Origin of the sequence: Agrobacterium rosae (assembly GCF_002915175.1) — a bacterium.
GTDB lineage: Bacteria > Pseudomonadota > Alphaproteobacteria > Rhizobiales > Rhizobiaceae > Agrobacterium > Agrobacterium rosae.
This window is the reverse complement of sequence record NZ_NXEJ01000004.1, coordinates 335,443-348,434: the sequence shown is the minus strand read 5'-3', so window position 1 is coordinate 348,434 and position 12,992 is coordinate 335,443. Positions and strand designations below refer to the sequence as shown.

Annotated in this window: 11 protein-coding genes; all 11 read right to left on the bottom strand. The window is 57.1% G+C overall.

The window, feature by feature from the left end:
- Positions 1–161: 161 nt before the first annotated feature.
- The 11 genes from CPJ18_RS09025 to nuoK all read right to left on the bottom strand — a co-directional run bounded on the left by CPJ18_RS09025 (position 162) and on the right by nuoK (position 12,984).
- Positions 162–845 (bottom strand): ABC transporter ATP-binding protein, encoded by a 684-nt coding sequence (locus tag CPJ18_RS09025; protein ID WP_103657781.1) that lies wholly within the window; start codon positions 843–845, stop codon positions 162–164.
- A gap of 15 nt (positions 846–860) precedes the next feature.
- Complete coding sequence (locus CPJ18_RS09020; protein ID WP_103657780.1) at positions 861–2,168, bottom strand: lipoprotein-releasing ABC transporter permease subunit; 1,308 nt, start codon at positions 2,166–2,168, stop codon at positions 861–863.
- Between the two features lie 20 nt (positions 2,169–2,188).
- Positions 2,189–3,511, bottom strand: a complete 1,323-nt coding sequence (gene proS / locus CPJ18_RS09015; protein ID WP_103657922.1) for a proline--tRNA ligase — start codon at positions 3,509–3,511, stop codon at positions 2,189–2,191.
- Positions 3,512–4,182: 671 nt separating this feature from the next.
- A complete protein-coding gene (locus CPJ18_RS09010) occupies positions 4,183–4,452 on the bottom strand; it encodes a DUF1467 family protein (protein WP_103657779.1) in 270 nt (89 codons plus the stop codon).
- Positions 4,453–4,605: 153 nt separating this feature from the next.
- Positions 4,606–5,010 (bottom strand): methylmalonyl-CoA epimerase, encoded by a 405-nt coding sequence (gene mce / locus CPJ18_RS09005; protein ID WP_103657778.1) that lies wholly within the window; start codon positions 5,008–5,010, stop codon positions 4,606–4,608.
- Positions 5,011–5,068: 58 nt separating this feature from the next.
- A complete protein-coding gene (locus CPJ18_RS09000) occupies positions 5,069–6,736 on the bottom strand; it encodes a ribonuclease J (protein WP_103657777.1) in 1,668 nt (555 codons plus the stop codon).
- Positions 6,737–6,928: 192 nt separating this feature from the next.
- Entirely contained in the window at positions 6,929–7,699 is a 771-nt protein-coding gene (locus tag CPJ18_RS08995; RefSeq protein ID WP_103657776.1) for a biotin--[acetyl-CoA-carboxylase] ligase, read from the bottom strand.
- Positions 7,696–9,141, bottom strand: coding sequence for an NADH-quinone oxidoreductase subunit NuoN (nuoN, locus tag CPJ18_RS08990; RefSeq protein WP_103657775.1), 1,446 nt, complete (start codon positions 9,139–9,141; stop codon positions 7,696–7,698). The genes CPJ18_RS08995 and nuoN overlap by 4 nt, the downstream gene beginning before the upstream one ends.
- Positions 9,142–9,159: 18 nt before the next feature.
- Positions 9,160–10,671 (bottom strand): NADH-quinone oxidoreductase subunit M, encoded by a 1,512-nt coding sequence (locus CPJ18_RS08985; RefSeq protein ID WP_077101207.1) that lies wholly within the window; start codon positions 10,669–10,671, stop codon positions 9,160–9,162.
- Positions 10,671–12,668, bottom strand: a complete 1,998-nt coding sequence (nuoL, locus tag CPJ18_RS08980) for an NADH-quinone oxidoreductase subunit L (RefSeq protein WP_103657774.1) — start codon at positions 12,666–12,668, stop codon at positions 10,671–10,673. Before nuoL ends, CPJ18_RS08985 begins: the two co-directional genes overlap by 1 nt.
- A gap of 7 nt (positions 12,669–12,675) precedes the next feature.
- Positions 12,676–12,984 carry an NADH-quinone oxidoreductase subunit NuoK gene (gene nuoK / locus CPJ18_RS08975; RefSeq protein ID WP_077101210.1) on the bottom strand — a complete coding sequence of 103 codons (309 nt, stop codon included), beginning with the start codon at positions 12,982–12,984 and terminating at the stop codon, positions 12,676–12,678.
- Between the last annotated feature and the right edge of the window lie 8 nt (positions 12,985–12,992).

Sequence of the window (12,992 nt, the reverse complement as noted above, 5' to 3'; positions counted from 1 at the left end):
TTTCGGGGTCTCGCCTTGTCAACGCGTGCGGAGTCGCGGCGGTTCCGCATGCGATTCGCGGCAAGCCGTTGAGTCCAAATGACAAAACCCCGCACAGCAAATGCTGCACGGGGCTTGTTGAATCTTAGGGTATGGACTGTGAGGGCCTGTAAGCCCGCAGATCAGAACTCGACGATCTTGCCTTCGCTCAAGGTGACACGGCGGTCCATGCGGGCTGCGAGGTCGTGGTTATGGGTCGCGATCAAGGCTGCAAGCCCGGACTGACGTACCAGCGCTTCCAGCGCACCGAACACGTAGGATGCTGTCTCCGGGTCTAGGTTGCCCGTCGGCTCGTCGGCTAGCAGCAACAGCGGTGCATTAGCCACGGCGCGTGCGATAGCGACGCGTTGCTGCTCACCACCGGATAGCTCGGACGGACGGTGATCACCGCGGTGACCGATGCGCATATAGTCCAACAGGGCCGCTGCCCGCTCGCTTGCTTCCGCGTGGGGCAGACCGGCAATCAACTGCGGCATCATGATGTTTTCGAGCGCGGTGAACTCCGGCAGCAGATGGTGGAACTGGTAGACGAAGCCGATATCGCTTCCACGGATCGACGTGCGCTCCTCGTCAGACAGATTGCCGCAGGAACGACCGTTGATGAACACCTCGCCTGCGTCTGGATGCTCCAGCAGACCCGCCAGATGCAGCAGCGTGGATTTACCGGTGCCAGAGGGTGCGACGAGCGCGACAATTTCGCCGCTTCTCAATTCAAGATCGGCATTTTTCAGAATGGAAAGGCTGGTTTCGCCCTGACCGTAGGTCCGTTCCACGCCGGAAAGCCGCAACGCTGTTTTCTTTGCCATGGTGTGAAGCAGTCCTTATTCGTAACGCAGGGCTTGCACAGGATCGAGCTTGGAAGCCCGCCATGCCGGAAAGATCGTTGCCAGGAACGACAAGGTCAGCGCCATGGCGACGACGGTCAGCGTTTCGCTCAGCTGCATTTCTGCTGGAAGCTGGCTGAGGAAATAGAGCTGCGGATCGAACAGAACCGTGCCTGAAATCCATGAGAAGAACTGCCGGATCGATTCCACATTGAGACAGACGAGAACCCCAAGTCCGACGCCCGCAAAGGTGCCGACCATGCCGATGGCAGCACCCGTCATGAAGAAGATGCGCATGATGGAGCCGCCACTGGCACCCATGGTGCGCAGAATGGCGATATCGCTGCCCTTGTCCTTCACCAGCATGATGAGGCCGGAGATGATGTTGAGCGCGGCCACCAACACGATCAGCGTCAGGATCATGAACATGACGTTGCGCTCCACCTGCAAGGCGGAAAAGAAGGTCTGATTTCGCTGTCGCCAGTCGGTGATATAGATCTGCCGCTCGGCTGCCGCTTCTACCAGAGGCCTGATGCCATCGACATTGTCAGGGTGGGTGACGAACAGCTCGATGGACTGCACGATGCCTTCCTGATTGAAATAAAGCTGCGCTTCCGAAAGCGGCATGTAGATCATCGAGGCATCATATTCCGACATGCCGATCTCGAAGACACCTGAGATCGTATAGGATTTGACGCGTGGGTTGACACCCATCGGCGTCACGTCACCTTCCGGTGATATCAGGGTAATCTGGTCACCGGCTGTCACGCCCAGCTGGGATGCGAGGCGCGAACCGACAAGAACGCCCTGCCCCGACATGAAGCCGACGAGATCGCCGACCTTGATATTGCCGGAGACTTCCTTGATCTTCTCGATGTCTTCTGCACGAACGCCGCGCACCAAAGCACCGCTGCCCGCACCGCCGCGACCGGACGCAAGCGTCTGCCCCTCGACCAGTGGCAGCGCCATGGTAACGCCGGGAACGCCTGCAAATCTCTTCGCCAGAACGTCATAGTCCTTCAGCGGAGAATCGATCGGCTGAACTATCATGTGGCCGTTGATGCCGAGAATGCGGGAAATCAGCTCCGTGCGGAAACCGTTCATCACGGCCATCACGATGATCAGCGTCGCCACGCCGAGCATGATGCCGACGAAGGAGAAACCCGCGATGACGGAAATGAATGCTTCCTTACGGCGCGAACGCAGGTAGCGCCAAGCCACCATGCGTTCGAAGGCCGAAAATGGTCGGGCGGACCTACCCTTTACGGATGAGCCTGCACCGTTATCAGCCTCGGCTTTTGCCATGTCGTCTCCCTATCGGCTCTTCAGCCAAGCACTCTGTTCATTGCCGCTTCGATGGTCACGGTTTCGCGCGCGCCGGTCTTGCGGTTCTTGACCTCGACTTCACCGGCCGCAACGCTGCGTGGACCAACGATGATCTGCACCGGCACGCCAATGAGATCAGCCGTTGCAAATTTCTGGCCCGCACGGTCGTCCGTGTCGTCGTAAAGAACATCCTTGCCGGCGTTCGACAGCGAGTAATACAGCTTTTCGCAAGCCGCATCACAGGCAGCGTCACCAGCCTTCATATTGATGATGACGACGTCGAAAGGCGCAACCGAGTCCGGCCAGATGATTCCGTTCTCATCATGCGATGCTTCAATGATGGCGGGAACAAGGCGTGTGGGGCCAATGCCGTAGGAACCCATGTGGACAAGGTGTTCCTTGCCATCCGGTCCCTGAACCTTGGCACCCATCGGCTCGGAATATTTTGTGCCGAAATAGAAGATGTGACCGACTTCGATACCACGCGCAGACAGGCGCTCGCCCTCGGGGATCGCATCAAATGCCGCTTCATCGTGCATTTCTGATGTCGCAGCGTAATCCGTCGTCCACTCGTCGAAAATGCCCTGAAGACCGGCGACGTCATCAAAATTCGTATCGTCGGAAGGAATACCGCGATCCAGGAAGCTCTTGTGGCAGAACACTTCCGATTCACCGGTATCGGCCAGAATGATGAATTCATGGCTGTGATTGCCGCCGATAGGTCCGGTATCGGCGCGCATAGGAATGGCGCGCAGGCCCAGACGCGAGAAGGTGCGCAGGTAGGCGGTAAACATCTTGTTATAGGAGTGGATCGCGTCTTCCTTCGTCAGATCGAAGGAATAGGCATCCTTCATCAGGAATTCACGCGAGCGCATGGTGCCGAAACGAGGGCGGACCTCATCACGGAACTTGAGCTGAATATGATAGAGGTTCAAAGGCAAAGTCTTGTAGGACTTTACATAGGACCGGAAGATGTCGGTGATCATCTCCTCATTGGTCGGACCATAGAGCATCTGGCGGTCCTGACGGTCCTTGATGCGCAGCATTTCCTTGCCGTAGTCATCGTAACGACCGCTTTCCTGCCACAGCTCCGCCGTCTGAAGCGTCGGCATCAACAGCTCGATCGCGCCGGAACGATCCTGTTCTTCACGAACGATCTTGTTGACCTTATCCAACACGCGCTTACCCAGCGGCAACCAGGAATAAATGCCCTGGCTCTGCTGACGCACCATGCCTGCACGCAGCATGAGGCGATGCGAGACGATTTCCGCTTCCTTGGGATTTTCCTTGAGGATGGGCAAAAAGTAACGGCTAAGACGCATGGTGGTTTCCATTCTGTGGCGAAACACCGATTTTACACGGGAATCGCCGGAATAAAGGGACATTTGCGCCGTACATAGCGGTTTCCGCAGCAGAAAGAAACCCGCCCTCAAGCGCCTTGCCCTGTTGATGCCAACTCCGCACCGCGATTCTTTTAAGGCCGCAATTCCGGTGTCACGCAAGACCCGGCGGCACGCTCGATGTCAGGTACAATTGTGCTTCGTGGCCCTTCTGCGGCCAATTTGTGAGACGACTTTCGCCCCTGAACGGTTACAGGAGGAATATTATTGCCGCTAAACTGCGACATATCGCTTCAGGAGGAATTTTCTGCCGACTGTAACAAATATGCAAAAAATCTGATGACAACTGCCTATGTTTGAGCTAGTTTTGGCTTACAAAAGAGGCAGGAAGTTTAAATTCTTGTCATTTTCGCGGTCAGTCTTGGGAGGATGAGATCTTAGGCGCGTTTAGGCGCAGCCCCGGTAACGGTTACAGATCACGCGAAACTAAAGAACAAGGCTGAAAAGCCTTGTTTTTTTTTGCTTTCAGTTACCCGCGCCCAAGCCACCGAGCAGATTTTGGCTTAATCATGGCAGCCAATGTTGCAAGGGCGGCAGTGCCAACCGTACTGCTTCCCTCTATGGCGGGTCTCCGTGACAGTCGGATGACGAAATCAGTCGTAAATGGGTATGATGCGCGGCAGATCATCCATGGTGAAGCCAAAATACCACGTTGCCAGATACCATATGCCGCAGATGAGCAGAGAAATTAGCGTTGTCAGCAAGACCATTTTACCACCGCTGAAATGCGAAGGCGCACTGGCAACGGTTCCAAGCGCCACATTTCCATCCTCGGATTGCGTGCGCAGACCAATCGGCAAAACAATGAACAGCACCGTCCACCAGACGATGAAAAAGACGGCAAAAGCCGAAAGCCACGGCATAGAATAAACCTCCCGTTATAAACACCCGACTTCTTTTCTTCCTAGTTCCTGTGACAAGCACAGGAATGAGGAATAACAAACCGCTTAACACTTCTGCGCCAGATACTCTAACGGGATTTTACACGAAATCGCGGATGTGGCGCGCGCGTACCGTTACACCTGTTCAATCTCTATCAGCGTACCGAAGAAGTCCTTCGGGTGGAGAAAAATTACCGGCTTGCCGTGCGCGCCGGTTTTCGGCTCGCCGTTGCCCAGCACCCTCGCCCCCTGTTGTATCAGGTGGTCGCGCGCGAGGATGATATCGTCCACTTCGTAACAAATGTGGTGCATGCCGCCGGAAGGGTTCTTTTCCAGAAAGGCGGCAATTGGTGAGCCGTCACCAAGAGGTTCCAGCAGTTCCACCTTCGTGTTGGGTAACACGATGAAGACAACCGTAACGCCGTGCTCCGGCAGTTTCTGCGGCTGAGAGACGGCAGCACCCAAGGAATCGCGGTAGGTTGCGACTGCGGCTGCCAGATTTGGCACTGCAAGTGCCACGTGGTTGATACGACCGAGCATGCCTTCCTCCCAAAAACGACGGTCGAAGCGCCCTGCGCCTCGACCTGCATATTCGACGTTACACCTTCGTCACGAAGACAGTCACGATTGGTTTCTTGCCCCAGACCTGATTGGCCGTGGCGCGAACAGCGCGGCGGATGGATTCCCGCACGACGTTCAAGTCTTTGCGGCGCGCGCGTGGAATGCTTTCGACGGCGCTGAGCACGGCGTCATAAAGCGTGTCTTCCATGGCTTCGCCTTCGTCATCGAACTCCGGCAGACCGAACGGAACGACATCCGGATCGCCCTGGAAATCAAATCGGCTGTCCAGCAGGACATTGATCGAAACGTGGCCTGCGAAGGAAAGCTTGCGGCGATCGCCAATGCCCATTTCCTCGAAATCACCCACGAGGCGACCATCCTTGAAGACGCGGCCATGCGGTGCGTCGTCGATAACCTCGGCAGGACCGGGTGCGAGGCGCAGAATGTTACCGTTGCGAACCTTCGGAACCTGTCCAATGCCGGCCTGCTCGGCCAGCAACTTCTGTGCCACCAGATGTGCGGCTTCGCCATGCACGGGAACGAGAATTTGCGGCTTTACCCACTCGTACATCTGCAAAAGCTCATTGCGACGGGGGTGGCCCGACACGTGAACGAGTGCTTCATTATCGGTAATGATATTGATGCCCTGCTCAATCAGGCCGTTCTTGATGTCCTGAATGGCTTTTTCATTGCCGGGAATAGCACGGGACGAGAACACCACCGTATCGCCGGATGCGAGCGCGACATTGCGCATCTCATCCCGCGACAGTTTCGCCAACGCCGCCCGAGACTCGCCCTGCGAGCCCGTGAGAATGACGACGACCTTGTTGCGGGGAATATAGCCATATTCATCTTCGGCCAGAAACGGCTTGATGCCTTCCATGATACCGAGGTCTTGCGACACGTTGACCACGCGCTTCAGCGACGAGCCGAGCAGCAGAACCTCGCGGCCCGCACGTTCGGCAGCCTGTGCGATGGAGCGAATCCGCCCGACATTGGAGGAGAAGGTCGTGATGGCCACGCGTCCTTCGGCGTTTTCGATGATCTGGCGCAGACCTTCCGACACCTGCTCTTCGGATGGCGAAACACCATCGCGCAGCGCATTGGTGCTGTCGCACATCATCGCCAGCACGCCCTCTTCACCGACGGCGCGAAAACGGGCTTCATCGGTGAAAGGTCCGAGCGATGGCGCGTGGTCAATCTTCCAGTCACCCGTGTGCACGGCATTGCCAAGCGGGGTGCGAATGACGAGCGACATGGGTTCGGGAATCGAGTGGTTGACGCCAATGGCTTCGATCTCGAACGGGCCGACATTGATGCGGTCACCAGCCTTGAACGGGGTGATCGGGATATCGGCGCGCGTGCCTTCGTAATTGCGCTTGGCTTCCAGCATGCCCGCGGTAAAGCCGGACGCGTAGACCGGAACCTTCAGGCTTGGCCAGAGATCATTCAGCGCGCCGTAATGGTCCTCATGCGCGTGGGTGATGATGATGGCTTTGAGGTTGTTGCGTTGCTGTTCGATGAAGTTGATATCGGGCAGCACGAGGTCGATGCCCGGCAAGTCCAGCCCAGCAAAGGTCACGCCGCAATCGACCATGATCCACTCGCGTTTGGCCGCAGGGCCGTAACCGTAGAGCGCAAGGTTCATGCCGATTTCACCAACGCCGCCGAGCGGCAGGAATACGAATTCGTCTTTTGTCGTCATTCTGTGTTTTGTCCAATCATGGTCGCTGCCGCCGCGCAGTGAAGCGCGCCCGGGTGAAGCGATAAGCACCGGTTTTCATCTTGCGACCCGACACAGCCGATGCGGGGCTGAAAGGGCGTCCTGCATTTACCGAGCAGCAGACATGCTCCAGATTCGAGTGGCGAACGTCGGCGCGTTTAAGCACCGTACGGTTCAGCCGAAAAAGACGTCGCCAGCAGCGATGGAGCGCAAAGGCCCATCATCCTCTTCCAGCAGCAGGAAACCATTATCATCAATTCCGGCAAAACGCCCGCGAATAGACCGGTCGGGCAGATTGACGGAAATCGGCTCGCCTATACCGCAAGCGGCAGCACGCCACAGACGCACGATTTCGCTAACGCCCTGCCCGCGGTTCCATAGGCCAAGAACATAGGCGGCCTCGCGAAACAGATGGGCAAAAAGCTCATCCGGGCCACAGGACGCGCCGTGTTGCCCGAGACGTGTGACCGGATAAGCCGGATTATCGGGCATATGGGCGATGTTGATGCCGATGCCGATGACCAGCGCCGTGCGCCCATCGGCCAGCGTTTCGGCCTCCATGAGGATGCCGCAGGTCTTTTTGCGTCCGATCAAAATATCGTTCGGCCATTTGATTTCCAGCGGTGCGCCGCCGGGTGGCAAGACAGCACCGACTGCCCGATAAACCGCCAGCGCGAAGGCAAGCGGCAAAGCGCCGATGCTTTCCATCGGCGAAGGATCGATCAGGAGAAGAGAGGCGTAAAGATTGCCGGGTTCCGAAACCCAGGGCCTGCCGCGACGGCCACGACCGCCGGTCTGCTTACCAGCAGTGACCCAGAGATTGCCGGGATCACCTGCTCTGGCGCGGCTGAAGCATTCGACATTGGTGGATGATGTCTCCACCAATGCCTCGTGCCGGAAGTCGTCCAATGACCTCAGGCCCGTTTTCTGCAAAGTCTCGCTCAAAAGAACGTCTTAGCTGCGGCATCAACCGCGTTGCCGAGTGCACCACCGAAGGCGATGAAGGCGACGACAAAGAGACCGGACAAAGCGTAGACGATACGCAGTTCGCCGGACGCCTTTTCGAAACCGCAGTCCTTGGCGTCATCGAACCACATGACCTTGACGATGCGCAGGTAGTAGTAAGCACCGACGACCGAAGCAATCACACCGATGACAGCCAGCGGGTAGAGCTTGGCTTCAATGGCTGCGAGGAAAACGTAATATTTTCCGAAGAAGCCAGCCAGTGGCGGAATGCCGGCAAGCGAGAACATCATGGCCGTCAGGACCAGCGCCATGAACGGATTGCTGGACGCCAGACCCGAGAGATCGTCAACGCTTTCGACATTGCCGACTTCCTTGCGGCGCATTGCGAGAATGCAGGCGAAGGTGCCGAGCGTCATGCCCATGTAAACGGCCATGTAGATCAACACGCCCGAAACGCCAGCCTGTGTTCCCGCAGCCAGACCAACAAGGGCATACCCCATGTGGCTGATCGAGGAATAGGCCATCAGGCGCTTGATGTTCTTCTGGCCGATAGCGGCAAAGGCACCGAGCAGCATCGACGCAATCGAGATGAAGACCACGATCTGCTGCCAGTCGGCAAAGACCGGCTGGAACGCGTCGATGACGATACGAACGAAGATCGCCATCGCACCGACCTTGGGAGCAGCAGCAAGGAACGCCGTAACAGTCGTTGGCGCACCTTCATACACGTCGGGCGTCCACATGTGGAACGGCACGGCGGAAATCTTGAATGCGAGACCGGCGAGAACGAAGACCAGACCAAACACGAGACCGAGCGAACGGGTCTCGGACGCCAGCACGGTTGCGATTTCGTGGAAACCTGTGTTGCCGGTAAAACCGTACACCAGCGACATGCCGTAGAGCAGCATGCCCGAAGACAGAGCGCCGAGAACGAAATACTTCAAACCGGCTTCCGTGGAGCGCAGGCTTTCACGGTTGATGGCGCAGATAACGTAGAGCGCCAGCGACTGAAGCTCCAGCGCCATATAAAGCGAAATCAGGTTGTTGGCCGAGATCATCAGGAGAATGCCGAGGGTGGCTAGAACCAGCAACACCGGATACTCGAAACGACCGATCGGCTCGACGCGGCCGTGGCCGACCGACAGGATCATGGCGACGATGGAGCCGATCAGCGCCAGCACCTTCATGAAGTTGCCGAAGGCATCTGCGACGTAAACGCCGCCAAAGGCCTCGCCGGTCGCAGGTGCAAAGATGATCCAAAGACCGACGACGACCAGAAGAGCCACGGAAAGGCCCATGACCGTATTGGTCGACTTGTCCCCGGAGAAGACCCCAATCATGAGCAGCGCCAGAGCGCCGACCGCAAGGATCAGCTCGGGCGTCGCGATGCGCAGACTGGCAAAAAGAATTTCAGCGGTCATGTCCTACGGGTCCTGTCGTCAGTTCAGAGAAAGCGCAACATTCTGCGCTGCCTGCAATGCGGCCGTATAATTATTGATCAAAAGGTCCACCGATGCTGCCGTAGCATCGAAAACCGGTGCCGGGTAGACGCCGAAGAAAATCGTCAGCGCCACCAGCGGGTAGAGAATGATCTTTTCGCGGGTCGAAAGATCGAGCAGAGACTTCAGGCTTTCCTTTTCCAGCGCACCGAAAATGACGCGGCGATAGAGCCATAGCGCATAGGAGGCGGAAAGGATGACGCCCGTTGCCGCAAACAGCGCGACCCAGGTGTTGGCACGGAACACGCCGACGATCGTCAGGAATTCACCAACGAAGCCGGATGTGCCGGGCAGACCGACATTGGCCATGGTGAAGACCATGAAGGCGACGGCATATTTCGGCATGTTGTTGACGAGACCACCATAGGCGGAAATCTCGCGAGTATGCAGGCGGTCATAGACGACGCCGACGCAAAGGAAGAGCGCGCCGGAGACGATACCGTGGGACAGCATCTGGAAGATCGCGCCCTGCACGCCCTGAACATTGGCGGCGAAGATACCCATTGTCACGTAGCCCATGTGAGCGACGGACGAATAAGCAATCAGCTTCTTGATGTCGTCCTGCATCATCGCGACCAGCGAGGTGTAGATGATAGCGATAACGGAGAGCGTGAAGACGAAGGGCGCAAAGTAATCCGACGCAATCGGGAACATGGACAGCGAGAAACGGATGAAACCGTAACCGCCCAGCTTCAGCATCACGCCAGCCAGAATGACCGAACCAGCCGTCGGTGCCTGAACGTGTGCATCAGGCAACCATGTGTGGACAGGCCACATCGGCATCTTCACAGCGAAGGCTGCAAAGCAGGCAAGCCAAAGCCAGGTCTGCATGCCGGCCGGGAAGCCGTGCTTCAGCAGTTCCGTCATGTCAGTCGTGCCAGCCTGCCAATACATCGCCATGATGGCGAGCATCGTCAGAACGGAGCCGAGCAGCGTGTAGAGGAAGAACTTGTAGGAGGCATAAACGCGATCCTTGCCGCCCCAAACGCCGATGATGATGAACATCGGAATAAGTGTGGCTTCGAAGAAGACGTAGAAGAGAACGGTATCCAGCGCGACGAACACGCCGACCATGACGACTTCCAGGAGAAGGAAGGCAATCATGTATTCCTTGAGGCGCTTCTCGATGGAGTTCCAGCTGGCCAGTACGCAGAATGGCATCAGGAACGTCGTCAGGATGACGAACAGCATGGAGATGCCGTCGACGCCCAGATGATAGGCGGCGATCTTGCCGAACCAGGCGTGCTTTTCGACCATCTGGAAGCCCGGGTTCGAATTGTCGAAACCGATCCAGATGAACAGCGACAGCACGAAGGTAAAGACCGTCGTCAGCAGCGATACGTTGAGAATGTTGCGGCGTCCAAACGGGCCGTTCTCATTTGTCAGAAGCAAAAGCACCACGCCGACCAGCGGCAGAAAGGTGACCGTTGAAAGAATAGGCCAATCGGTCATCACAGGGCACTCCCGAGCATCATCCAGGTGACAAGCCCGGCAATACCGATCAGCATCGCAAAGGCATAATGATAGAGGTAACCGGATTGCAGACGAACGACGCGGTTGGTCACGTCAGCCACGCGCGCGGCAATACCGTTGGGTCCATAGTGGTCGATAACCGCCACGTCGCCCTTTTTCCACAGGAAGCGGCCAAGCGCCTTTGCCGAGCGGACGAAGAGGAAATCATAGAGTTCATCGAAGTACCACTTGTTGAGCAGGAACTGGTAGAGACCACGGTTGGTCTCGGCCAGACGCTTCGGTGTCTCAGGCGACTTGATGTAGAAGTACCAGGCGGTGACAAAACCGAGTGCCATGGCAACGAACGGGCTCCACTTGACCCACAATGGAACGTGGTGGAACTCTTCGAGGATTTCGTTGGACGGAAGCGTAAACAGTGCACCCTTCCAGAATTCCGCATATTCTTCACCGAAGAAATGGCCCTCGAACACGACGCCAGCCAGAACCGCACCAACGGTGAGAACAAACAGCGGGATCAGCATAACCATTGGCGATTCATGGACGTGGTGCATGACATCTGCGGAAGCGCGTGGCTTGCCGAAGAAGGTCATGAATGCCAGGCGCCAAGAATAGAAGCTGGTGAACAGGGCGGCAATAACCAGAAGCGTGAAGGCAAAACCGGCGACCGCATTGTGCGAGGCATAGGCGGATTCGATGATCACGTCCTTGGAGAAGAAGCCCGCAAAGCCAATCATCGTACCGGGAATACCAACGCCTGTGAGCGCCAGCGTACCGACCGTCATGGTCCAGAACGTGATGGGGATGTGCTTGCGCAGACCGCCCATGTGACGCATGTCCTGCTCACCATCCACGGCGTGAATGACGGAACCGGCGCAAAGGAACAACAGCGCCTTGAAGAAGGCGTGCGTGAAGAGGTGGAACACAGCGGCACCATAAGCGCCGACGCCGAGCGCCACGAACATGTAACCGAGCTGCGAACAGGTCGAGTAAGCGATGACGCGCTTGATATCGTTCTGCACCAGACCGACGGTCGCCGCAAAGAAGGCAGTGATCGCGCCGACGAGCGTCACGACAGTCAGGGCATCCGGTGACAGTTCAAAGATCGGAGACATGCGGGCAACGAGGAAGACGCCAGCCGTGACCATGGTCGCGGCGTGAATGAGCGCCGACACAGGTGTCGGGCCTTCCATCGCGTCCGGCAGCCATGTGTGCAGCAGGAACTGAGCCGACTTACCCATGGAACCCATGAACAGCAGCAGGCAGACACCGGTCAGCGCATGCGCCTTGTCCAGCTGCATGCCGAACAGGTTGATAACGACATCCGTAGACGCTGCGCCATCGGCAGGCAGATAGGTGCCGGCGGCCGCGAAGATGGTCTCGAAGCTGACCGAACCAAACAGCACGAACAGACCGGAGATGCCGAGAATGAAGCCGAAGTCACCAACGCGGTTGACGATGAAGGCCTTCATGGCGGCAGCAGAGGCGGATGGCTTCTTGTACCAGAAACCGATCAGCAGATAGGACGCCAGACCCACGCCTTCCCAGCCGAAGAACATCTGCAACAGGTTGTCGGATGTGACCAGCATCAGCATGGCGAAAGTGAAGAGCGACAGATAAGCGAAGAAGCGCGGACGATGCGGATCGTGATGCATGTACCCGATGGAGTACAGGTGAACCAGAGTGGACACGGTGTTGACGACCACGAACATGACAGCTGTCAGCGTGTCGATACGGAATGCCCATTCGACATCGATGCCGCCGGACTGGATCCAGCGCAGCACGGTGACCTTAATGACTTCGCCAGGTTCGTGGCTGAGAAGCGCGACGTTGATGAACACGACCCATGACAGGATCGCGACGATGATCATCAGGCCGGTGGTGACATATTCCGAGGCTTTGGCACCGATGGAGCGACCGAAAAGGCCAGCGATCAGGAAGCCGATCAGCGGAAGAAAGACGATAGCTTTGTAAATCATAGCCTTATCAGCCCTTCATCATATTGACGTCTTCCACGGCAATCGATCCGCGGTTGCGATAGAAGACAACGAGTATTGCAAGACCGATGGCCGCTTCCGCAGCGGCAACAGTCAGAATGAACAGCGCGAAGACCTGGCCCACGATATCGTTGAGGAACGACGAAAACGCCACCATGTTGAGATTGACCGCAAGCAAGATAAGCTCGATCGACATCAGAATGACGATGACGTTCTTACGGTTGAGAAAAATACCGAAGATGCCGATCGTCAAGAGGACCGCGCTGACCGTCAGGTAATGGGAAAGACCGATTTCCATAATATTAT